The 20,868-nt window shown below is 65.8% G+C and carries 23 protein-coding genes; 4 read left to right on the top strand and 19 right to left on the bottom strand.

The genetic code is table 11. From position 1 onward, the window contains the following. Nucleotides 1-13: 13 nt before the first annotated feature. Nucleotides 14-1,279, bottom strand: a complete 1,266-nt coding sequence (locus tag RIC54_RS26815) for a hypothetical protein (protein ID WP_350094578.1) — start codon at nt 1,277-1,279, stop codon at nt 14-16. 235 nt (nt 1,280-1,514) lie between these two features. Between RIC54_RS26815 and trmFO the strand changes: the two genes are divergently transcribed. Further along, nucleotides 1,515-2,906: a methylenetetrahydrofolate--tRNA-(uracil(54)-C(5))-methyltransferase (FADH(2)-oxidizing) TrmFO gene (gene trmFO, locus RIC54_RS26810; protein WP_350094575.1), complete on the top strand. Its 1,392-nt coding sequence runs from the start codon at nt 1,515-1,517 to the stop codon at nt 2,904-2,906. A gap of 2 nt (nt 2,907-2,908) precedes the next feature. Here the strand turns inward: trmFO and RIC54_RS26805 are convergent, their stop codons facing one another. From RIC54_RS26805 to yajC, 7 genes are read right to left on the bottom strand one after another with little or no spacing between them, the layout of a single operon-like run. Further along, nucleotides 2,909-3,763, bottom strand: a complete 855-nt coding sequence (locus tag RIC54_RS26805; protein WP_350094573.1) for a phytoene/squalene synthase family protein — start codon at nt 3,761-3,763, stop codon at nt 2,909-2,911. A 4-nt stretch (nt 3,764-3,767) separates the two neighbouring features. Then, the gene (locus RIC54_RS26800) at nt 3,768-4,703 is read right to left on the bottom strand and encodes a squalene/phytoene synthase family protein (RefSeq protein WP_350094570.1); all 936 of its coding nucleotides are present in this window, start codon (nt 4,701-4,703) and stop codon (nt 3,768-3,770) included. Beyond that, nucleotides 4,700-5,848 carry a 2'-deoxycytidine 5'-triphosphate deaminase gene (locus RIC54_RS26795; RefSeq protein WP_350094567.1) on the bottom strand — a complete coding sequence of 383 codons (1,149 nt, stop codon included), beginning with the start codon at nt 5,846-5,848 and terminating at the stop codon, nt 4,700-4,702. Before RIC54_RS26795 ends, RIC54_RS26800 begins: the two co-directional genes overlap by 4 nt. Nucleotides 5,849-5,889: 41 nt before the next feature. Then, nucleotides 5,890-6,276: an Mth938-like domain-containing protein gene (locus tag RIC54_RS26790; RefSeq protein WP_350094564.1), complete on the bottom strand. Its 387-nt coding sequence runs from the start codon at nt 6,274-6,276 to the stop codon at nt 5,890-5,892. Between the two features lie 4 nt (nt 6,277-6,280). Beyond that, nucleotides 6,281-7,234 (bottom strand): protein translocase subunit SecF, encoded by a 954-nt coding sequence (gene secF / locus RIC54_RS26785; RefSeq protein ID WP_350151597.1) that lies wholly within the window; start codon nt 7,232-7,234, stop codon nt 6,281-6,283. 15 nt (nt 7,235-7,249) lie between these two features. Further along, nucleotides 7,250-8,812: a protein translocase subunit SecD gene (gene secD, locus RIC54_RS26780; protein ID WP_350094558.1), complete on the bottom strand. Its 1,563-nt coding sequence runs from the start codon at nt 8,810-8,812 to the stop codon at nt 7,250-7,252. A 33-nt stretch (nt 8,813-8,845) separates the two neighbouring features. After that, nucleotides 8,846-9,268: a preprotein translocase subunit YajC gene (yajC, locus tag RIC54_RS26775; protein ID WP_350094555.1), complete on the bottom strand. Its 423-nt coding sequence runs from the start codon at nt 9,266-9,268 to the stop codon at nt 8,846-8,848. A 210-nt stretch (nt 9,269-9,478) separates the two neighbouring features. On the opposite strand from yajC, the gene RIC54_RS26770 reads away from it, so the two are divergent. The 3 genes from RIC54_RS26770 to RIC54_RS26760 are packed head-to-tail and all read left to right on the top strand — an operon-like array spanning nt 9,479 to nt 11,467. Then, nucleotides 9,479-10,357: an ATP-binding protein gene (locus RIC54_RS26770; RefSeq protein WP_350094552.1), complete on the top strand. Its 879-nt coding sequence runs from the start codon at nt 9,479-9,481 to the stop codon at nt 10,355-10,357. 28 nt (nt 10,358-10,385) lie between these two features. Next, nucleotides 10,386-10,754, top strand: coding sequence for a CidA/LrgA family protein (locus tag RIC54_RS26765; protein WP_350094549.1), 369 nt, complete (start codon nt 10,386-10,388; stop codon nt 10,752-10,754). Further along, nucleotides 10,751-11,467: an LrgB family protein gene (locus RIC54_RS26760; protein WP_350094546.1), complete on the top strand. Its 717-nt coding sequence runs from the start codon at nt 10,751-10,753 to the stop codon at nt 11,465-11,467. The genes RIC54_RS26765 and RIC54_RS26760 overlap by 4 nt, the downstream gene beginning before the upstream one ends. A 1-nt stretch (nt 11,468) precedes the next feature. On the opposite strand, the gene RIC54_RS26755 is transcribed toward RIC54_RS26760, so the two are convergent. The 11 genes from RIC54_RS26755 to RIC54_RS26705 all read right to left on the bottom strand — a co-directional run bounded on the left by RIC54_RS26755 (nt 11,469) and on the right by RIC54_RS26705 (nt 20,852). Then, on the bottom strand, nt 11,469-12,323 hold the full coding sequence (locus RIC54_RS26755; RefSeq protein ID WP_350094543.1) for an FkbM family methyltransferase: 855 nt from the start codon (nt 12,321-12,323) through the stop codon (nt 11,469-11,471). Beyond that, nucleotides 12,320-13,510 (bottom strand): peptidoglycan DD-metalloendopeptidase family protein, encoded by a 1,191-nt coding sequence (locus RIC54_RS26750; RefSeq protein WP_350094540.1) that lies wholly within the window; start codon nt 13,508-13,510, stop codon nt 12,320-12,322. The genes RIC54_RS26755 and RIC54_RS26750 overlap by 4 nt, the downstream gene beginning before the upstream one ends. Before the next feature lie 42 nt (nt 13,511-13,552). Beyond that, nucleotides 13,553-14,170, bottom strand: a complete 618-nt coding sequence (locus tag RIC54_RS26745) for a protein-L-isoaspartate(D-aspartate) O-methyltransferase (RefSeq protein ID WP_502989695.1) — start codon at nt 14,168-14,170, stop codon at nt 13,553-13,555. Nucleotides 14,171-14,202: 32 nt separating this feature from the next. Then, a complete protein-coding gene (gene surE / locus RIC54_RS26740; protein WP_350094534.1) occupies nt 14,203-14,985 on the bottom strand; it encodes a 5'/3'-nucleotidase SurE in 783 nt (260 codons plus the stop codon). Then, nucleotides 14,982-16,271 carry a serine--tRNA ligase gene (serS, locus tag RIC54_RS26735; protein ID WP_350094531.1) on the bottom strand — a complete coding sequence of 430 codons (1,290 nt, stop codon included), beginning with the start codon at nt 16,269-16,271 and terminating at the stop codon, nt 14,982-14,984. Before serS ends, surE begins: the two co-directional genes overlap by 4 nt. Before the next feature lie 93 nt (nt 16,272-16,364). Next, nucleotides 16,365-17,168: a twin-arginine translocase subunit TatC gene (gene tatC, locus RIC54_RS26730; protein WP_350094528.1), complete on the bottom strand. Its 804-nt coding sequence runs from the start codon at nt 17,166-17,168 to the stop codon at nt 16,365-16,367. A 3-nt stretch (nt 17,169-17,171) separates the two neighbouring features. Continuing rightward, nucleotides 17,172-17,804 carry a Sec-independent protein translocase protein TatB gene (gene tatB, locus RIC54_RS26725; protein ID WP_350094525.1) on the bottom strand — a complete coding sequence of 211 codons (633 nt, stop codon included), beginning with the start codon at nt 17,802-17,804 and terminating at the stop codon, nt 17,172-17,174. A gap of 60 nt (nt 17,805-17,864) precedes the next feature. After that, complete coding sequence (locus RIC54_RS26720; RefSeq protein ID WP_350094522.1) at nt 17,865-18,107, bottom strand: twin-arginine translocase TatA/TatE family subunit; 243 nt, start codon at nt 18,105-18,107, stop codon at nt 17,865-17,867. Nucleotides 18,108-18,207: 100 nt separating this feature from the next. Then, nucleotides 18,208-19,323, bottom strand: a complete 1,116-nt coding sequence (locus RIC54_RS26715; RefSeq protein WP_350094519.1) for an ABC transporter ATP-binding protein — start codon at nt 19,321-19,323, stop codon at nt 18,208-18,210. 54 nt (nt 19,324-19,377) lie between these two features. Next, complete coding sequence (gene scpB / locus RIC54_RS26710) at nt 19,378-20,055, bottom strand: SMC-Scp complex subunit ScpB (protein WP_350094516.1); 678 nt, start codon at nt 20,053-20,055, stop codon at nt 19,378-19,380. Further along, complete coding sequence (locus RIC54_RS26705) at nt 20,052-20,852, bottom strand: segregation and condensation protein A (protein WP_350094513.1); 801 nt, start codon at nt 20,850-20,852, stop codon at nt 20,052-20,054. The genes scpB and RIC54_RS26705 overlap by 4 nt, the downstream gene beginning before the upstream one ends. Between the last annotated feature and the right edge of the window lie 16 nt (nt 20,853-20,868).

The raw sequence follows: 20,868 nt of genomic DNA, 5'->3' as shown, positions 1-20,868 counted from the left end.
CCCGAGTTATCATTCAGATGCGAAACACTTTGCCCGGCATTGGCATCGCCGGGGCCACCCCGGTGCCCTGGACATAGTCGAACCGGGCCTTGCGGGCCGCGGTGGCGGCTTCAACGGTCGTCGCGCCATAGAAGTACCGACGCATCCGGATCTCCTTGTTGGCCGCAGCGAAATTCTTCAGTGCGACAAGATCCTTGGCGTTTGGCGTGGTGATGCCTTGGCCGTTAACGCCGATCGCCACCATCCGCACGCCGCCAAGCTTTTCAGCCCGATGGAACGCCAGGCTGAAATCGCCGATGAAGCCTGCCACGAACGGCGCCAGATACGAGAACAGGGTGTGCAACCGGCCCTGAGGAACGTCGTCATCCATCCCCCGCACCAGCAGAAACAACCGCTTCTCGGCGATCCGCGGCAACAGCTTGCAAACCTCGATGTACTGAGTGCGATAGCCCTTGGCAGCCAATGTCTCGTAATGCACCGGCACGATCAGCAGGGCGCGCCAATGCTGCGACCCGGCCTCGACCAGACCGGCACCGGCCTTCTGCAGCACCATGCGATCGATCGTTGCCTCAACCGATCCGGTGTCGGACGGCTCATCCGGATCAAATCCCAGCCCGGCGCCGGCGGGAATGTACAGGTCGGCATGATAGCAGGAAATCAGACGCTTGCGGACGTTGGCCACGGGCCAGAACCGCATCTTCATCTGATCCTTGGCAGCTTCGACCGCCGCAGCCTCGGCGGCCTGCGCCCGCTTCTGCGCTTCCTCGACGGTCTCCTCCATCGCGGCCGGCGACCGCAGGGCCGCCGGATCCTCGCGCGGCACCTCGAACACCATCGGCCGCACCGAGATCGCGTCGCCCCCGGCACCCGCTCCCGACAGCTTGGCGTTCACTTCCTTGCCGATCGCGACCGCCGTCTTGCTGGCATCGGCCTTGCTGGCCTTGCCGAACAGCACGATGAACTTCTCGTCGTTCATAAGGCAGAAGACATCGTCGGCCGATATGTGCTTCTTGATCACGCCTTCGGTCAGCAGGTGCACCTTGTCCTTGATGCCGTGCCAATGATCCCCGAAGCGTTCCTTCAGGGCCTCGAATCCCAGCATCTGGACGTTGCCCGCGATGAGCGCGTCGGCGGCGACCTTGTTGGTCCGCACGAACGACAGCAGCTTGGACGAGAAATCGGCGGGGTCAGCCGTGTCGAGCTTCTGACGGTCGAATGACTGAAGGAAGCCGGACTTGCGGGTCTCCCGGGGTATTCCGTCCTGGTATCGCTCGTCCATGCCTGCTCCGGTGGTGGCGGCACCCCGCCTGCCCGCGCCCATCATGATAGCTCTCAAAACCCTGAACTTTTAGGCAAAACCGAAACACATCCAGCCGCGCCGACGAGCCGGGCACCCTTGCCGCACAAAACCGATACCGTCCGCGGCCATGGTCGCGCGGTTGCGCCGGGGGTTCGCCACCGCTATCTGAACGCCACATAATGAAACTTCCGTTAACCGACGCCGGAGACCTGTGATGCCGTCGACCATTGTGCCCGTCCATGTGATCGGCGGCGGCCTTGCCGGGTCGGAAGCCGCATGGACGCTAGCAAATTCCGGCGTCCCGGTGATCCTGCACGAGATGCGGCCGGTCCGTGGCACCGATGCCCACAAGACCGACGGACTTGCCGAACTGGTGTGCTCGAACTCGTTCCGCTCGGACGATCACGAGGCTAACGCCGTCGGAGTCCTGCACGAGGAACTGCGGCGTTGCGGCTCGCTGATCCTCGAAGCGGGCGATGCCCACAAGGTACCGGCGGGATCGGCACTGGCGGTCGACCGGGACGGCTTCTCGGCGATGGTCCAGGCGCGACTCGAGGCCCATCCCCTGGTCACCATCGAACGCGGCGAGATCGAAGGTCTTCCGCCGGCCAATTGGGACAGCGTGATCATCGCGACCGGTCCGCTGACCTCACCCGCACTGGCCGAGGCCATCCAGAGCCGCACCGGATCGGACTCCCTGGCGTTCTTCGATGCGATCGCACCGATCGTGCACACCGACTCCATCAACTTCGATGTGGCCTGGTACCAGTCCCGCTACGACAAGCCCGGCCCGGGCGGGACCGGCAAGGACTACATCAACTGCCCGCTGGACCAAGACCAGTACGAGACTTTCGTCCAGGCCCTGCTGGACAGCGAGAAGATGGATTTCCACGAGTGGGAGGCCACCACGCCGTACTTCGAGGGCTGCATGCCCATCGAAGTGATGGCCAGCCGCGGCCTGGATACCTTGCGCTACGGCCCCATGAAGCCGATCGGCCTGACCGACCCGCGCACCGGACGTCGGGCGCACGCGGTTGTTCAACTGCGCCAGGACAACGCGCTCGCCTCCCTGTTCAATATCGTCGGCTTCCAGACCAAGATGCGACATGGCGAGCAGGTCCGGGTGTTCCGCACGATTCCGGGTCTGGAGAACGCCGAGTTCGCGCGGCTGGGCGGCCTGCACCGCAACACGTTCATCAACTCGCCCCGGCTGCTCGACGGATCGTTGCGCCTCAAGGTCGAGCCGCGACTGCGCTTCGCCGGGCAGATCACCGGTGTGGAGGGCTATGTGGAGAGCTCGGCCATCGGGCTTCTGGCGGGGCGATTCGCCGCGGCCGAGAGACTTGGACGGCCGCCCGAGCAGCCACCGCGCACCACCGCGCTGGGCGGCCTGTTGGCGCACATCACCGGCGAGGCAAACCCCGAGACCTTCCAGCCGATGAACGTCAACTTCGGCCTGCTGCCGCCGCCCGACGAGGCCGAGACGATCACCGTCAACGGCAAGCGCCGCAAGCTGAAGGGTCTCGACCGCAAGAAAGTGCAGGCACGCCGGGCACTGAGCGACCTTGACCTGTGGCTCGGCCGGACCCGCGCAGCTGCCGAGTAACGTCAGAAGCCCAGGCGGTACCGCAGCATGCGAGCCCCGTGGCGCCAGACGAGACCGCCTGACGGCTGTGGAGGCTGAGGCAGATCGAACGGCTCGAACCGGGCGCGTTCCAGTTCGTTCGCGTGATCCAGAGCACGATCCGCCAGCAGGCGTAGCGGCCGGAAGGCAGGAGCGCGGAACCCGGCCGAGTCGCGTGCCGCGACGAGATGCAGCCGCGCCCTCTCCACTACCGGCCGGACCGCGTCGGCAAGCCTGCTTGATCGTCCCAGATCCCTTATCTTCTGGTGGGATTGGCCGCACGCCTGAAGTAGTGCATCAGGTAGCGGACGGCGGCCGATCGCAATAAGCGCCGGGGTCGCCCGCATCAGGCCGATCAACCCCCAGGCGGTTCCGGTGAGCGATGCCGTGGCCGGGTCCGCGGACAGTATTTCCGCCATCGCGGCATGCAACCCGCCCGCCGTGGCGCCTGCGTAGCGCTCCAGATCGTCGAGATCCGCTGGCGGAACCTCGTCCAGATCGGCTTCGCGAGCCTCGATGATCGCGTACAGCCGCTGTGGCCGCAGCCCGCCACGTTCCACCGCTTCGGCCAACGGTATTGCCACTTCGTGTGTCCGCGGCTGGCCAGTCTCGATGCCCTCGACCGTCTCCCGCCACCACTGCAACCGGATCTGGCCAATTGCCGGCTCGCTCACCACCTCGGCAGTCTTGGCGATCTCATGATTGGCTGCCAACAGCGCGAACAGGGCATCGCGTCGATCAACGGGTGCATACAGGCATGCCAGATAACGCTCCCGGTCATGCTCCCGGGCGATTGCCGCACAGGCGGCGTGGAACATCGTCCGATCTGTCGCCGTCATTGTGTCAGGACCGATCGAATGCCGCCACCCGGTGACCGGCTTCCAGATCCGGCAAGCCCGCCAGGCGGGCGGCATAGCGCTGGCGGAAATCGGTGTGCAGCCCCTCGTAGACCCGTACCAGCCCCTCGAGAGCCACCTTCTCCCGAAGATCCAGGTGCGGCATGAGTTCTGTCAACCGCTCCCGCCCCCGGGACCGGTGGAGGTCGGCGCGGTTCAACAGAACATCGGCCAACCTGTCGACCTTCGCGTGGTCGCCCGTAGCAAGAGCATCCGCCAGGGTATCGCGGTCGAGGCCGAACCCGGCCAGCACGGTTCGGGGAATCGTGACCAGCCGCCCTCTTGATCCCGCGTCCTTGGCAAGATCACGCAGTATGTGAACCAAGTAACAGAACACTGCGAGATCACTCGCATAATAACGCGGACGCTCCGGCAGGTCACAGCGGTAGTGCCCATCCGAGAAGCGGCACGCCAGCAGGTAGATGAACACGGTCGCCGGGGCCACGGTGGCGCCATCGGCGTAGCGATCGAACGCCTCCCAATCCGGCATGTCGGCCTCTGCGACATCCTCGGTCATCGCGGCCGCCAGCCCGTTCCAGGGTTCCGGCCCCAGGTCGCTGCACCCAACCGTGGCTTGGAACCCGAGCGCAACCGACGACGACAGCGGCCCGGCGATTGCGCCCTCCGCGGTCTGCCGTCGCCAAGCCTCGACCACTGCCGCCATGGCCGTACGGCCGGCGTGCCGATCCCGCTCCGGCCGGACCAGAAAATCTTCATCGACCGCGTCGTCGATCACCCGCATCGCGGCGTAGGCCCCGGCGAACAGGTCCTGGCGGAATCGCGGTAGCAGACGGGTGGCGTGGAACAACGTTGAATCGTTGCGCTCGGCAATGGCGGCGCAATCGGCGAGCGCGGCCCGGACCGCGGGACCCCGATCGGTCACGCCGCTCCACGCCGAACGAACGGCTTGAAGAATTTTGCCAGGGTCAGCCGCTGTTCGGCGTAGTTGGACCCAAGCCCACTACCGTACAGCACGTCGGGTACCGCCAGCAGTTGCTCGTACTTCAGCCGTGCGACCCGCTGGCCGTGCTCCAATGCGAAGGGCACCTCGTGCGAGCGTACCTCCAGAACCGCGGGGGTGCCGCCCGACCCGTCGGCACGGTGGCCGAAACCGGGGTCGAAGAACCCGGCGTAATGCACCCGGAACTCACCGGCGGCCGTGTCATACGGCACCATCTCGGCGCTGGACCCCGGCGGCACCCGAACACCCTCGCGCGAAGCCAGCAGGTAGAAGTCGTCAGGGTTCAGGATCAGCCGGCCGTTACCGTCGCCTGCGATCGGCTCCCAGAAGTCGAGCGGATCGTAATGAGCGACCTTGGACAGGTCGAGCAGCGGCGCGTGCCGCCGGGCCCGGTAGGCGATCGGCTCTCCGCCCCGGTCCGCCAGATCGACCGACACCCACAACCCGTCGGCAATCACCGCCTCGGCCGAAGCCCCGCCGGCGAAGATCACCGGGTCGATGTCATGCGCAGCCTGCAGCTGGACATCGCTGGTGTCCGTGGCCCCTACCCGGAAACGGATCTGGTTCAACCGGTCCCCGGCCCGCACCACGATCGAGAACGTCCGCGGTGCAATCTCCAGATACATTGGCCCGGAGTAGCCCGCCGCTACCTTTTCAAATCCGGATGCCCGGTCCACGATCAAGCGGGTGAACACGTCGAGCCGGCCGGTGCTGCTTTTCGGCGAGGCAACGGCAGATACGCCCGCCGGCAGCGACAGCCGTTCCGCCAAGGGAACGATGTAGACGCAGCCCCGCTCCAGCACCGTGGGCTTGGACAGGTCGAGTTCGTACATCTCCTGGTACCGGTCGAACTCGGCCAGCTTCTGCTCCACCGTGCGGTCCGGACCAGGCAGGAAGCTCGACACGACGCGATACGCCGTGGACCCCAGACGCAAATCCAGGCTGGCGGGCTGCAACTGGGCGTCGATGATTCCGGGATCAGCCGCTATCCAGCCATCGCGGATCCCGGCCCGCAGGCTCTGGATCGGCAGGATGCCGTGATCGTTGATGGTCGTGTCGGCGGACATCGTCGGACGCAAACCTCTCCGTAAACGAAACCCGGTTGCGATCAGCCGACCGGCAGCAGTGCCGCGGCGACGCGGCGGCCCTCGGTCAGCAGCACGTTGAAGGTACGGCAGGCGGCACCTGTGTCCATCATTTCCGCGACCGGCCCGCGGTCCCGTATGGCCTGGCGCACCGCCGGCGGCACGAACACCTGCTTGGGGCCCGTCCCGATCAGCAGGATGTCGAACCGGCGGTCGGCGGAAAGGATCGGCTCAAGCGTCGCCAAGTCAAACGGATCAAGCGCGGTGCCGACTTCGACCGCCCATGGAACCGTCATCTCCGGCATCACCAGGACCGGTCCCTGGTGCACGACCTGGGCGATCCGGAAGGCGCCGTCGCCGTACCCGTGGATGATCTGGACGCCTTCCGGGACGAGCGGCGTGACGTCCATCGGCTCAGCTCTCGCGCTCGGCCCGCTCGTACTCGGGGACCTGGGACGGATCGAGATGGTCGTCACCCCGGCGCACACCGGTGTACAGCAGCAACGGAACCGCGATCAGGATCGACGAGTAGGTACCGATCACGATGCCCCAGATCATTGCCAGCGCGAAATCGGCCAGGACGGCGCCGCCGAACAGATAGATAGCGAACAGCGCCAACAGGGTCGTGCCGGAGGTCAGCGTGGTGCGCGACAGGGTCTCGTTCACCGACAGTTCGAATAGCTCGGGGAGAGTCATCTTCTTGTACTTGCGCAATTTCTCGCGAACCCGGTCGTAGATCACGACGGTATCGTTGATCGAATACCCGGCGATGGTCAGCACCGCGGCCACGGTCGCCAGGTTGAATTCGTGCTGGATGATAGCGAACAGGCCCATCGTCGAGATGATGTCATGGGCCAGCGCCACCAACGCGCCAACGCCGAACTGCCACTCGAACCGGAACCAGACGTAAAGCAGGATCGAGAGCAGGGCGAGCCCAACCGCCAGCACCCCTGCCTCGATCAGTTCCTGGCCAACGGTCGGACCTACGAACTCTGTCCGGCGGTACTCGACGCCGTCGCCAAGCGCCGTGCGGACCGCATTGGTGGCCTTGATCTGAGCCGATTCGTCGCCATCCTGGCGCTGGATGCGGATCAGCACTTCGCGTTCATCGCCAAACTCCTGGAGGCTGACGTCTCCGAGATTCAGGCTGTTCAACGTGGACCGCATGGCGGAGATATCAGCGACACCCGGGGTGCGCACCTCCATCAGGATGCCACCCTTGAAGTCGATCCCGAAATTCAAGCCGACGGTGGCAACGGCCGCCAGCGAGCCGAGGATCAGCAACGCCGAAAACACCAGCGCAGCCAGCCGACTCTTGATGATCGGCAGCTTGGGGTTCCGAGGAACGAACCGGATCGGTTTCAGCATCACGGGTTCCTTGGTTCAGATCGGCAAGGTGGCTGGGCGGCGATAGCGCACCCACATCGCCACGAACAAACGGGTGACCATCACGGCAGTGAACATGGAAGTCATGATCCCGATGCCCAAGGTGACCGCGAAGCCCTTCACCGGGCCCGCCCCCAGCGCAAACAGGAATACCGCGGCAAACAGCGTCGTCAGGTTGGAGTCGACGATCGTCGTGAAAGCACGGCGGTAGCCGGCATCCAGCGCGTTGATCGGGGAACGACCGTTGTCGATCTCTTCGCGCACGCGTTCGAAGACCAGCACGTTTGCGTCGACCGCCATGCCGATGGTCAGGACGATGCCGGCGATGCCCGGCAGGGTCAGGGTCGCCTGCAGCGCCGACAGCGCACCGAGGATCAGGCCGATGTTCAGCAGCAACGCCATGTTGGCGAAGATCCCGAACAGGCCATACGCCACCACCATGAAGCAGATGACCAGGACGAGGCCGACGATCGACGCGACCTTGCCGGCCGCGATCGAGTCGGCCCCCAGCCCCGGACCGACCGAGCGCTCCTCCAGAACCGTCAGCGGGGCCGGCAGCGCGCCGGCACGCAGCAGCAGCGCCAGATCCTGGGCTTCCTGAACCGAGAAACTACCCGAGATGATGCCGGTCCCGCCCAGGATCGGCTCGCGGATCACCGGCGCCGAGATCACCTTGTCGTCGAGCACGATCGCGAACGGCCGACCGACATTCTCGGTCGTGGCCTGCCCGAAGCGCCGCCCGCCGATCGAGTCGAACCGGAAGCTTACGACCGGCCGGTTGTCCTGAAAGGACGGCTGGGAATCGACGAGGTTCTCGCCGCTGATCATCACGCGGCGCTTCACCACATAGTGGCTGGGACCCTGGTTATCGACCGACGGCAACACCTTGGAACCCGGCGGCACCCGACCGTTCATCGCGTCGGAAACCGAAGCGGTGGTGTCGACGAGATGGAACGTCAGTTTCGCGGTCTGGCCGATCAGCGCCTTGATCCGTTCCGGATTGTCGATGCCCGGAAGCTGGATCAGGATGCGGTTGTTGCCCTGCCGCTGAATCAGAGGTTCGCGGGTGCCGGTCTCGTCGACACGGCGGCGCACGATCTCGATGGACTGCTGCACGGCGTTGCGGCTGAGGTCCGCCACCGCGTCCTCGGTCAACTCGACGGTGACCCGGTCGCCTTCGGTGTTGACCGTAATGCCGGTATCGAGTCCGCGCGCCAACTGACGCGCCTTTTCCAGGTCGCCTGCCTCGCGGACGTCGAACGCCGCGGCCTTGCCGTGCACGCCGAGCCCGAGATAGCCGATCTTGGCATCGCGCAACTCACGCCGCGCACTCTCCACGATCGACTCCAGACGCTCCTGGACCACCACAGCCGTATCGACCTGCAGAAGCAGATAAGAGCCGCCCTGCAGGTCGAGACCCAGATTGATCTGCCGCCCGGGGACACCGCTGGGCACCTCGCCGAAGGTGTTGCGGGCGAACATGTTAGGTGCTGCGTAGACGATGCCGAGCAGGCACACCAATGCCACCAGCGCAATCTTCCACATCGGAAACTGAAGCATAGTGCGTTGCCTTGCGTCGGGTGGTCCGGCGGCTTAAGTGGCCGACTTCGGTGCTTCCGCGTCGTCTTCGTCGTCGTTGTCGGCTTCGGCGGTCTTGGCAGCCTTGCCCTTCGACGGCGCCTTGTTGCTGACCGGCTGGCCCTTGGTACGCACGTCAGCGATCATGCTGCGCACGACCTGAACCTTTACGCCGCTGGCGATTTCGACGGTCAGAAGGTCGTCGGTGTCGCTGACCTTGGTCACAGTGCCGACCAAGCCGCCATTGGTGACGACTTTGTCGTTGCGACGCACGTTGTTCAGCATCTCGCGATGCTCCTTGGCCTTCTTCTGCTGCGGTCGAATCAGCAGGAAGTAGAAAACCGCAAAGATCAGGACAAGCGGGGCCAACGACATGATCATGTCGCTACCGCCGCCCAGTCCGCCCGCTGCCTGTGCATAGGCTGGTGAAATCAACATGCCGTTCCGTCTCCCGAGGGGTTCCGCCCTACGCTTTAATGCGTGCCGGCTATGGCCGGCGCGAAGTGGCGGGACTATAGCGACGCACCCACGAAATGCAACGACAGCCCGCCTTGCACTACGCCGCGGCGTTGACCCTCCGCGGGAGCGCCGGTAACGTCCGCGGCCTCATCCGCCGATCCCCCTCTCCGCCGCGCCGAGACCCACGTCATGACCGCCGATCCATCCATGCCGAACGACGCCCTGAACCTTGCCGTTCTCACCCGGATAGCCGATGCGCTGGAGCGGCTTGCGCCCCCGCCGACCGCCGCGTCCGACGTGCACGCCGCCGACGGCTTCATCTGGGACGCGGCTCACGGACGTCTTGAGCCGATCGCCAAGATCAACCGGATCCCGATCGAACTGCTGCAAGGCATCGAGTTGCAGCGCCGCACCCTGTTCGAGAACACCGAGCGGTTCGCCCTCGGCCTGCCCGCCAACAACGCCCTGCTGTGGGGTGCGCGCGGCATGGGCAAGTCCTCGCTGGTCAAGGCGGTCCACGCCGAGATCAACGCCAAGCATCCAGGCTCGCTGGCGCTGATCGAAATCCACCGCGAGGATCTCGAGACCCTGCCGAAACTCCTGCACATCCTGCGCGATGCCGACCGTCGCTCGGTGGTCTACTGCGACGATCTGTCGTTCGACCATTCCGACAACAGCTACAAGTCCCTGAAGGCGGTGCTGGAAGGCGGTATCGAAGGACGACCGGAGAGCGTGCTGTTCTACGCAACCTCAAACCGCCGCCATCTGATGGCCCGCGACATGATCGAGAACGAGCGTTCGACTGCAATCAACCCTTCTGAAGCCGTCGAGGAAAAGGTCTCGCTGTCCGATCGCTTCGGCCTCTGGCTCGGTTTCCACAGCTGCGACCAGGACACCTTCTTCGCGATGATCGAAGGCTACGCCCAAGCGTTCGGGATCGATATCCCGCGCGAACAGCTGCATGCCGAAGCCCGCGAGTGGTCGGTGACGCGTGGGTCGCGCTCCGGGCGGGTCGCGTGGCAGTACATCCAGGATCTGGCCGGACGGCACGGCAAGACCGTAAGCTAGCCTGGACGCGACAACGGGAGGTGTCGGCATGATCGAGAGCCTGACCCTCCTGCTGATCTGCCAGTTGGTCGGTGAAGTTCTGGTCGGGCTGTTCGGCCTGCCCGTTCCCGGCCCGGTGCTCGGCATGCTCCTGCTGTTCATCGGCTTGCTGGCCCGACGCGGCGTCCCGCCGGTAATGCAGACGACCGCGACCACCCTACTGTCGCACTTCTCGCTGCTGTTCGTTCCGGCGGGCGTCGGGATCATGCTGCACATCGGGCTGCTTGAGGACGCTTGGCTCGCCATCGGTGTGGCGCTGATAGGCAGCACGGCGATCGCCATAGCCGTGACCGCGCTGACCATGCTCGGGCTGGAGCGGTTGGCGGGGCGGGGACCGGACATGGATCACCAGCCATGAAGCCGGTCGACGAGCTCTGGGTCTATCTGGCGACCAATCCTCTGCTGCATCTGACGCTGACCCTGGTCGCGTACCTGATCGGCAACCGGCTCTACCGTCGGTTCGGTATGAACCCGCTGTTGAACCCGGTGGTCATCGCCATCGTGATCCTGGTCGGATTGCTGGTCGCCACCGGCACCTCCTACGAACGGTATTTCGAAGGCGCCCAGTTCGTGCACTTCCTGCTCGGGCCGGCGACGGTTGCGCTGGCGGTGCCGCTGTACAACCAGTTCGCCCGGGTTCGCCGCTCCGCCGGTCCACTGCTGGCGGCGATCGTCATGGGGTCGCTGTCGGCATCCCTCAGCGCGGTCGGAATCTCGTTTCTGCTTGGCGCTGCGCCTGAAATCGTAGCCTCGATCGCGCCGAAGTCGGTGACGACCCCGATTGCCATGGGCATTGCCGAACAACTCGGCGGCCTGCCCTCGCTGACCGCCGTTCTGGTGATTCTTACCGGCGTGGTTGGCGCAATGCTCGGGCCGCCACTGCTCACGTTGCTTCGCATCCGCGACTGGCGGGCGCGCGGCCTCGCCATCGGCGTTGCGGCCCACGGTATCGGCACGGCCCGGGCCATGCAGGTCAACGAAGTGGCGGGAGCGTTCTCCGGGCTCGCCATGGGGCTGAACGCGCTCGCGACGGCGATCCTGCTGCCGCTGCTCTGGTCCTGGATCTTCTGACTCAGATCGTGTCTTTGACGATCCCTTGCGAAAGCCGCTCGAAGGTCCGTCTGCTGTCCACAACTCGAAGCGCTGACATATCCGCCGCCGCCAAGCGGTCGAGCCGCTCCTCCGGAACAGCCAGCAGCATCAGGATCGAGATGTTCGGAACCCCCTCCAGGGTCGCCCCCTTGGGATTCGGCACCCGCATGTTCGAACCCCGAAAACGCCACAGCCGATAGCCGGCATCCAGGAAGGTATCCACAAGTGGCCCGGCGACGTCCGGTCGATCGCACTCGAAACTCACGACCGGCCTGCATCTGGCAATGGTCGCCGTTGCTCCCACGACGACGGCCCCTTCGGTGCCTTCCGCGTCGATCTTGATGAAGTCGCAGCGATTCAGGGCAAGGCCGTCGATGCAGCGAACATCGGTCGGCACGAACCGGCCATACCGCCGTCGGATCGACGAGTGTACGCCGAGCCCACCGAAGTTCACTTCCTCGCCCTCGGGAAGCGTCTGCACCTCGATGAACTCCGCGACGCCATCCCGTCGGGCAACGATGGCCCGCACCGCCTGGACCTGCTTCAGTTCCGGACGCGAGAGGTTCCGCTTCAGAAGCTCGTAGATCGGGGGCTGCGGCTCAAACGCCAGCACCCGGCCGGCCGGGCCGACGGACAATCCAATTGCAATGGAGAACACGCCGACATTGGCACCGACGTCGATCGCCACGTCGTCCGGCCGCAACAGCGACTGGTACAGGTCGATCTCGGCGCCGCTGTATTCCCCAGTGGTCTGGATCGCCTGGCGGATGTAGCGATCGGGTGCCGGCACTTCGATCGTGCCGAACCGCCACTCCAGTTCGATCGAGCCGATCATCCGGCCAGCCGCATCCGCTGGTTCGAGGTCACCGGCAACGCCGCTTGGGATGCGGCAAGTTCATCGCGCGGATCCACCGCGCGCTGGCCCTTGCGTATCTCGAAATGAAGCTGCGGACGGTCCACGTTGCCGGTTTCGCCGACCGTGGCAATCGGCTGCCCGCGTGCCACCCGGTCGCCGCGACGAACCAGCAGGGTGTCGGCATGGGCGTAGGCTGTCGTCCAGCCGTCGGCATGCTTGATCAGCAGCAGGTTGCCGAAGCCGCGCAACTCGTTGCCGGCGTACACCACCACGCCATTCTCGGCGGCCCTGATCTGCTCGCCCTTGTTCGCAGCAATGTTGATCCCGTCGTTGTGCAGCCCCCCCTCGCGGGGGCCGAAGGCGGCGATCACCCGGCCTTTCACCGGCCACAGGAAACGCCCCGCGGATCGTGGCGCCGGGGTCAGAACCGCCATCCGCGCCGCGGTCTCGGCCGGAGTGCTCACCGGTGGCGGTGGCGGGGCGGGTGTCTGAACGAACGTCACCCGGTTGGATGAAGCGCTGCCGGATGGGCGCGCCGTCGGCAACGGTGGTCCGCCTTCAGCGACCGGACCGGGCGCCGAACCGGAGACCGGGAAGTTGAGGGTGCCGTCCGACGACCATGGCTGGGTCGGATCGCGCGGCGGCGGCACTGGCTGGCTGACGATCGGCGCCCTCTGCGGCTCGCGGGCCGCCACGACCGTGCCGTCGGACCCGGCGCCTGCCGACGGCAGATTGAGACGCTGGCCAACCCGGATCGCATAGGGCGGCCGCAGACCGTTGAGCGAAACCAGTTGCTCCATGCTGATCCGGCGGTCCCGGGCAATCTCTGACACCGTGTCACCCGCCTTGACCACATGCACCCGCGGTACCGGCAACATCAGTCGATCTCCGACATGCAGCAGGTAAGGCGGTGCCAGTCGGTTGGTCTCGATGATGGTGCGCGGGCTGATCCCGTAGCGCCGCGCCAAAGCGTAGATCGTGTCGCCCGGCCGGACAGTGACCACGCCGTCCGACGGCAAGGCCGATCCACGCGAGGTAGAGGGCGGGTTGGCGTTGGGGTCCGGGTTCGCCAGTCGCGGCTGCGACGGGCTCATGCTGCAGGCTGTCAGCACCACTGACAGCAGCAACCCGAACGTGGCCGGAACGAGGAACGATCTGATCATCATCACAGTGTACGAGGCAGCGGACTCGGGCTCAACGCGATCTGGTCAGTGCGTCTCGCTGGCGCGGGCGGCACCGCGCACCAGCGGCACGAACCGGACGTCCAGCAACTTCTCCTCCTCGATCGCGCCGTCGCGGCGGCGGTAGCGCACCAGCCGCTGAACGTCGCTGGACCCGCCGATCGGCGCCACCATGCGGCCGCCCTCTGCCAACTGGTCGAGCAATGCCGCCGGCGGCTCGGATGCCGCGGCAGTAACGATGATCGCCTCAAACGGCGCCTGCTCCGCCCAGCCCTTCCAGCCGTCGCCGTGGCGGCTGTGCAGATTGTGAAGCTTCAGGGCGGCGAATCGCTTCTCCGCAACCAGCAGCAATTCGGGATGCCGCTCGACCGTATAGACCCGCCGGGCGATCCGCGCGAGGACGGCCGCCTGGTAGCCGGAACCGGTACCGATCTCCAGGACTTTGGTACGATCCGTCAGTTCCAGCGCCTGGGTCATGAACGCGACGATGAACGGCTGGCTAACGGTCTGGCCGGCGGCGATCGGCAAGGCCCGGTCTTCCCAGGCCTGGTCGAGGAACGCCGGGTCGACGAACATCTCGCGCGGCACACGCTCCAGCGCGCCGAGAACCGCCCGGTCGGTGATGCCCCGACCGCGCAGGCTCATGATCAGGCGGATCTTGCGGGCCTCGTCGTGACTCAATGGAAGGTCTCGGCCAGCTTCGTCAGGGTTGGGCGGTCGGTCATGTTCATGTCGATTGGCGTGACCGCCACGGCGTTCTTGTAGACCGCGTTGATATCGGTACCGGCAACGGTCGGATCCTCGGTGCGCATGCTGCCGATCCAGTAATACGGCACGCCGCGTGGATCACGCGCGGTGGTGATCTGGTCGCCGATCTTGCGTCGGCCCTGGGCCGCGGCCAGAACGCCGGTCACCGAGTCCGGACCGACGGCCGGGAAATTTATGCTGATCAGCGAGTTGCGCGGCCAACCGATCGAGCACAGCCGGCGAATCAGATCCGGCGCCAAGGTCTCGACGGTGTCCCATGGCACCGGCCCGCCCTCGGGATACTCCTGGCTGAGCGCGATCGACGGAACGCCGAGCACCGTGCCTTCCATCGCGGCAGCCACGGTGCCCGAGTAGGTGACGTCCTCGCCGAGGTTTCCCCCGCGATTGACTCCCGACAGCACCAGCGTCGGCTTGTGATCCTTCAGGATCTCATTGATCGCCAGCAGCACGCAGTCGGTCGGCGTGCCGTCCACCCCGTAGCGCCGTTCCTCGACCTTGCGGATGCGCAGCGGCCGGCGCAGCGTCAGCGAGTGCCCTGCCCCGCTCTGCTCGACCTCCGGTGCGACGATCCATACGTCATCGGACAGCGTCGCCGCGATCCGGGCCAGGACCTTGATTCCCGGCGCCTCGATCCCGTCGTCGTTCGACACCAGGATACGGGCGTCGGCGAGTTCCATCGGCCAAGTCGTCATGTCTTCGCCTCAATCCGATCCAAGCCCTTGAGATACGGTTTGAGCGCGTCCGGGATCGTCACCGAGCCGTCCGCCTCCTGGTAGTTCTCCAGGATCGCGATCAGGGTCCGGCCGATCGCCAGCCCCGAGCCGTTGAGCGTATGGACGAACTCGGTCGCCTTCTCGCCCTTGCGGCGGAACCGAGCCTTCATGCGGCGCGCCTGGAAGTCGCCGCAAACCGAACACGACGAGATCTCGCGGTACCGCCCGGCACCGTCGTCCTGACCCGGCAACCAGACTTCGATGTCATAGGTGCGACGCGCCGCGAAACCCATGTCGCCGGTCGACAAGGCCATCACGCGGTACGGCAGATCGAGGCGCTTCAGCACTGTCTCGGCGCAGCTTGTCATGCGCTCATGCTCCTCGTCGGAGCGCTCCGGATGGGTGATCGACACCAGTTCGACCTTGCCGAACTGGTGCTGACGGATCATCCCACGGGTATCCCGGCCCGCCGAGCCTGCCTCCGAGCGGAAACACGGGGTGTAGGCGGTGAACCGCAGCGGCAGCTCGGCCTCGTCGAGGATCTGGTCAGCCACCAGATTCGTCAGCGGAACCTCGGCGGTCGGGATCAGCCAATAGCCATCGGTGGTGCGGAACTGATCTTCGGCGAACTTCGGCAATTGCCCGGTACCGTAGAGCGCCTGGTCGCGCACCAGGACCGGCGGAGCGATCTCGGTGTAGCCGAACTCCCCGGTGTGGATATCCAGCATGAACGCCGCCAGCGCCCGTTCCATGCGCGCCAGTTCGGCCTTCAATACCACGAAGCGCGCGCCGGTCAGCCGGGCCGCGGCCTCGAAATCCATAAGACCCAGGCCCTCACCGATCGCGACGTGGTCCTGAGCCCGGAAGTTCCGCTCCCGCGGGCTCCCGACCCTGCGCAGCTCGACATTGGCATCCTCGTCGGCGCCCACCGGCGTGTCGTCGGCCGGCAGGTTCGGGATGCCGGCCAGCAGTTCCTCGACCTCGCCGCCGAGGCGTCGCTCGTCCGCTTCCAGCTGGGCCATGCGGTCCTTCAGCTCGGCGACTTCGGCCATCAGGGCGTCCGCCGGCTCACCATTGCGCTTGGCCGTGCCAATCAGCTTGGAGGCTTCGTTGCGGCGCTGCTGCGCGAGCTGCAACTCGGTCGTGACCCGCCGCCAGTCGGCGTCGCGGGCAAGGATCGTTTCCGCCACCGGGGCGAGACCGCGCTTGGCTAGCGCGGCGTCAAAGGCGGCACCGTCCTCTCGAAGGCGTCGGATATCATGCATGGCCGGATCGTCTGGTCCCGTTGTCGCTGAACGCCCTTATACGGAGCCGTCCGGCCGGGGTCCAGCAACGCTCCAGCGGTCGACCTCCGGAGGTCAGTCTTCCGCGGCAGCCTCCGCTTCGGCGCGCTTCTTCTCGATCATCACCGCGAACAGGATCGAAATCTCGTACAGCACGATGATCGGCACCGCGAGCAGCACCTGGCTGATCACGTCCGGCGGAGTGAGAATCGCCGCGGCAACGAACGCGATGACAATCGCGTATTTCCGCTTGGAGCGCAGACCCTCCACGCTGACGATCCCGACCTTGGCCATGAGGATGATCAGCACCGGCAGTTCGAATGCCACGCCGAACGCGAAGATCAGGCGCATGACCAGCGATAGATACTGGTCGACCTTCGGCTCCAGGACGAGCGGCAGATCACCGTTGCCGCCGGGGTGTTCGAATCCGAGAAAGAACTGCCAGGCGAGCGGAACCACGATGTAATAGACCATCGCCGCGCCCAGCGTGAACAGCACCGGGGTCGCCGCCAGGAACGGCATCAGCGCCCGGCGCTCGTGCTTGTACAGACCGGGTGCCACGAACAGCCACAGCTGCATCGACACGATCGGAAACGACACGCAGGCGGCAAAGAAGAAGCCGACCTTGATGTAGGTGAAGAATGCCTCGTGCAGCGCGGTGTAGATCATCCGACGGCCGGCCTGGCCCGCGGTGATGTCGGCCAGCGGCTGGACCAGGAAGGTGAAGATCGGCTCGGCCAATGCGTAGCCGACAAAGAAGCAGACGATGAACGCCCCTGCCGAGATGACCAGCCGGCGCCGCAACTCGACCAGGTGGTCGAGCAACGGCATCTTGCCGCCTTCGAGATCCTGATCGGGATCGTGAGTACCGTCCGCCATCGATCAGGCCTTCTTCGAGTCGGTGTCGGTCGGCTTCTTGGGTGCGCGCCGCGGCTTGGCAGGTGGCTTGCTCGGCGTGTCGGCGGCACCCGACGCCTTTGTCGACCGCTTCGGTGCCGTCTTCTTGGCCGGAGCTTTGGCAGCCGGGGCCGGATCAGCAGCCTTCGGGGCGGCCGGTGGCGGGGGCGTCACTGAGTTGCCTGGGGCCTTCGAACTCTCCGCCAGTGACGCGTAGTCCTGGACAGGATCTTTGCCGCCCTTCGGCGTGTCGCCTTCCCGGGTCAGTGCGCGGGCCTCCTGGTGGGCCTCGTCCAGGGTACCCTTGATCTCGTCAACGCCGCTGGACGCTTTCGCGCTCTCGACGCTCTTTCGGATTTCGCCGTCCGGGTCGATGTGCTTCTCGATCGATGCCCCGATCCCGCCGCTCGACACCTGCTGGATCTCACGGCGCACATCGTCCAGTTCGGACTCGCGTGCCATCTCCTCCAGGCTGCCCTGGAATTCGGATGCCAGCGAACGTGCCTTGCGAATCCATTGTCCGACCGACCGGATCACCCGCGGAAGATCCTTCGGGCCGACCACGACTACAGCCACCAGTGCAACCAGGATGAATTCCTGCCAGCCGATATCGAACATCAGATTCCCCGCGCCCGACAGGGCGCCTCAGACCAAACGGAATGAAGTGCCGAAGCCCCTTTAGCCGTTGACGGCCTGGTCGGACTTGGACGCGGGCTTGGCAGGCGTGCTGTCATCCGTGACCGAACGGTTGGCCTGATCGCCCTCCGGTTCGGCATCGCCGCCGTCCTTGATACCCTGCTTGAAGTTCTTCAGGCCTTTACCAAAATCGCCCATCAACCGGGAAATCTTGCCACCGCCGCCGAACAGAAGAAGCACGACGGCGAGAACCACCAGCCAGTGCCAAATGCTGAAGCTACCCATCGTATGCTCCGAATTCCGGTTACGCCCCCGTTTGATGCCGCGGACTATACGCGACCATAGCCGCGCGCCGCAACGCCAACACCGTAAGGACTAAATTACGCTACTCACCCGCGAACACGAACGCCTGCGCATGATCGATCTGGATCCTGACGCGCGCGCCCGGCTTTGGAAGATGCACGCCGGGCACCCGGGCGTGCAAGTGCACCGTCCGGTCAGGCCGGGCCGGCGCCGAAACAGTCATGTGGATCAAGCTGGTGCGCCCCAGCAACCGGGCCTGCTCGACCACACCGCTGGGATCGTCGGAGAACAGCGGGGACCAGTTCTGAATGGCAACCGCTTCCGGCCGGACCACCACGGTCGCCGGCGCACCGTCCGGCAGACCGCGTGCCGGAATGGTGCCGATCGGGGTATCGACGGCCCCGGCCTGCACCACACCTTCGATGCGGTTCACCTCGCCGAAGAACGATGCCACGAACGCATCGGCCGGTTCGCAGTACAGTTCGACCGGCGTGCCCTCCTGTACGATCCGGCCGGCGCGCATGACGGCGATCCGGTCTGCCATGAACATGGCCTCTTCCGAATCATGGGTCACCATCAGGCAGGCCGACCCGCTGGCCTTCAGGATGTGCAGCACTTCGTCGCGCACCCGGTCGCGCAATCGGGCATCCAGCCCCGAATACGGCTCGTCCAGAAGCATGACCCGTGGCCGCGGTGCCAGGGCGCGCGCCAGGGCAACCCGTTGCTGCTGGCCGCCGGACAGCTCGTGGGGGAACGCCGCCGAGTAGCCGTTCATACCGACCAATGCCAGCACCGCTTCTGCTCGCGCCCGGCGGTCGGCTGCGGTCCAGCCGGTCAGGCCGAACGCGACATTGTCGAGAACGTCGAGATGCGGGAACAGGGCATAGTCCTGAAACACCAGCCCGACGCCGCGACGCTCCGGCGGGACGTCGACGCCCGATCCGGCCACCACGGTACCGGCAAGCCGGATTTCGCCATCCTGCAGCGCCTCAAGGCCGGCGGCGATCCGCAGCACCGTGGTCTTGCCGCAACCGGACGGTCCCAACAGGCAGACCACCTCGCCCGGCGCTACCGAGACCGACACGCCATCCACGGCCACGCTCCGACCATAGCTGTGCCGCACCCCCTGCAGCTCAAGCGCGGGGGGATTCGGCGCTCTCTCGGCACCCTGGCGCGATTCGAGGTCGATGATTGTCATGCCGGTTGAGATACCGGCATGGATCCAGCACGGCAAGCCACCTGCCCTGGGTGATCAGTCATCCGTGATGTTCTCATCGGGAAGAAAATCCAGCTGCTCGGCCTGTTCCTCGGGGTCGTCCTCCAACAAGTCGTCCTGCTGCATGGCGATGCTGGTAACGCCGGCGCGCTTCTCCAGCAGCCCCATGGCCTTCAGGTCTTCGAGGCCTGGAAGTTCCTTGATGTCGGCGAGGCCGAAGTGATCGAGGAACGCGTCGGTGGTCCCCCACTGCAACGGACGCCCCGGCGTGTCGCGCCGGCCGCGCGGCTTGATCCAGCTGGCCTCCAGCAGGGTGTCGAGTGTCCCGCGCGACAGGGCAACGCCCCGGATCTCCTCGACCTCTGCACGGGTGACCGGCTGGTGGTAGGCGATGATCGACAGTGTCTCGACTGCGGCCCGCGACAATTTGCGCTGCACCGGCTTGTCGCTGCGCAGCATGGCGCCCAGGTCCGGCGCGGTCCGGAAGCTCCACCTAGTGCCGAGCCGCACTAGGTTCACTCCCCGCTCGGCGTAGGCATCAGCCAGTTCGAGCAGCAGTTTCGTCAGATCGACGGTTTCCGGTACCCGCTGGCGCAGCAGGGTTTCATCAATCGGCTCGGCACTGGCGAACAGCACGGCCTCGACGAAACGCCGCCAGCGCCGCCAATCCTCATCGGCCAGCAGATCGGGCAAATCGGCCGCGGCTTCGGTCATGACGCGTTCCCGGTCGGCGAGCGTAGCCAGATCGGGCCGAAGGTGCCCTCCTGCCGGATCTGGGCCTGGCCGTCCTTCACGAGCTGGAGGCTGGCAACCAGGGTCGATGCCATCGCTGAACGGAGGATCAAAGAGCCCTTCAGGAACTCCGGCAGGAAGCTGAACAGCGTGCGCCACTCCGGCACCTTTCCGACCAGCCCGCGCAGTCGCTCGATCGCGTCCTCGACGGCATACAGCTCGGTCGCGGCAATGGTCAGCGTGTGCCCCTGTTCGCGAACCTTGTGATCGGCATAGGCCCTCAGCAGATCGTACAGCGTCACGTCATAGACCGGCCGGTATCGAATCGACAGGTTCTCCGGCGCCCCGCGGGCGTGGAGGTCGACGCCGAGCTGCGGCAGGGCCATCAGTCGGCCACCGGCTTCCTGCATGGCCTCCAGCCTGAGCAGTTGGAACCGCAGTGCCTCGGCGAGTGCGGCCGGGTCCTGTTCCTCCTCCTCGGTTGCGTCCACCGGCAGCAGCAGGCGCGACTTGAGGTAGGCGAGCCACGCCGCCATCACCAAATAGTCGGCCGCCAGCTCGAGGTTGAGAACCTGGGCCTCGCGGATGAACACGATGTACTGCTCGGCGAGCTGAAGGATCGAGATCTGGGTCAGGTCGACTTTCTGGTCGCGCGCCAAGGTCAGCAGCACGTCGATCGGCCCCTCGAACCCATCCAGGTTCAGGAACAGCGACAGCTGCACCGGCTCGCGCCGACGGTATTCCGGATCCGGGCTCTCGAACGCGTCGTGGTTAGCCAAATCGCCGTCCGTCAGC

The sequence above is a fragment of the Thalassobaculum sp. genome, assembly GCF_040219215.1.
GTDB lineage: Bacteria > Pseudomonadota > Alphaproteobacteria > Thalassobaculales > Thalassobaculaceae > Thalassobaculum_A.
This window is presented reverse-complemented; position numbering and strand designations above follow the sequence as displayed.

Coding starts and splice junctions, on each gene's coding strand:
- RIC54_RS26765 (WP_350094549.1), top strand. CDS start 10,386: ATGATCGAGAGCCTGACCCTCCTGCTGATCTGCCAGTTGGTCGGTGAA.
- tatB (WP_350094525.1), bottom strand. CDS start 17,804: ATGTTCGATATCGGCTGGCAGGAATTCATCCTGGTTGCACTGGTGGCT.
- secD (WP_350094558.1), bottom strand. CDS start 8,812: ATGCTTCAGTTTCCGATGTGGAAGATTGCGCTGGTGGCATTGGTGTGC.
- RIC54_RS26760 (WP_350094546.1), top strand. CDS start 10,751: ATGAAGCCGGTCGACGAGCTCTGGGTCTATCTGGCGACCAATCCTCTG.
- trmFO (WP_350094575.1), top strand. CDS start 1,515: ATGCCGTCGACCATTGTGCCCGTCCATGTGATCGGCGGCGGCCTTGCC.
- RIC54_RS26755 (WP_350094543.1), bottom strand. CDS start 12,323: ATGATCGGCTCGATCGAACTGGAGTGGCGGTTCGGCACGATCGAAGTG.
- serS (WP_350094531.1), bottom strand. CDS start 16,271: ATGCATGATATCCGACGCCTTCGAGAGGACGGTGCCGCCTTTGACGCC.
- tatC (WP_350094528.1), bottom strand. CDS start 17,168: ATGGCGGACGGTACTCACGATCCCGATCAGGATCTCGAAGGCGGCAAG.
- RIC54_RS26805 (WP_350094573.1), bottom strand. CDS start 3,763: ATGACGGCGACAGATCGGACGATGTTCCACGCCGCCTGTGCGGCAATC.
- RIC54_RS26745 (WP_502989695.1), bottom strand. CDS start 14,170: ATGAGCCTGCGCGGTCGGGGCATCACCGACCGGGCGGTTCTCGGCGCG.
- RIC54_RS26815 (WP_350094578.1), bottom strand. CDS start 1,279: ATGGACGAGCGATACCAGGACGGAATACCCCGGGAGACCCGCAAGTCC.
- RIC54_RS26750 (WP_350094540.1), bottom strand. CDS start 13,510: ATGATGATCAGATCGTTCCTCGTTCCGGCCACGTTCGGGTTGCTGCTG.
- RIC54_RS26720 (WP_350094522.1), bottom strand. CDS start 18,107: ATGGGTAGCTTCAGCATTTGGCACTGGCTGGTGGTTCTCGCCGTCGTG.
- RIC54_RS26770 (WP_350094552.1), top strand. CDS start 9,479: ATGACCGCCGATCCATCCATGCCGAACGACGCCCTGAACCTTGCCGTT.
- RIC54_RS26795 (WP_350094567.1), bottom strand. CDS start 5,848: ATGTCCGCCGACACGACCATCAACGATCACGGCATCCTGCCGATCCAG.
- secF (WP_350151597.1), bottom strand. CDS start 7,234: ATGCTGAAACCGATCCGGTTCGTTCCTCGGAACCCCAAGCTGCCGATC.
- RIC54_RS26715 (WP_350094519.1), bottom strand. CDS start 19,323: ATGACAATCATCGACCTCGAATCGCGCCAGGGTGCCGAGAGAGCGCCG.
- scpB (WP_350094516.1), bottom strand. CDS start 20,055: ATGACCGAAGCCGCGGCCGATTTGCCCGATCTGCTGGCCGATGAGGAT.
- surE (WP_350094534.1), bottom strand. CDS start 14,985: ATGACGACTTGGCCGATGGAACTCGCCGACGCCCGTATCCTGGTGTCG.
- RIC54_RS26790 (WP_350094564.1), bottom strand. CDS start 6,276: ATGGACGTCACGCCGCTCGTCCCGGAAGGCGTCCAGATCATCCACGGG.
- yajC (WP_350094555.1), bottom strand. CDS start 9,268: ATGTTGATTTCACCAGCCTATGCACAGGCAGCGGGCGGACTGGGCGGC.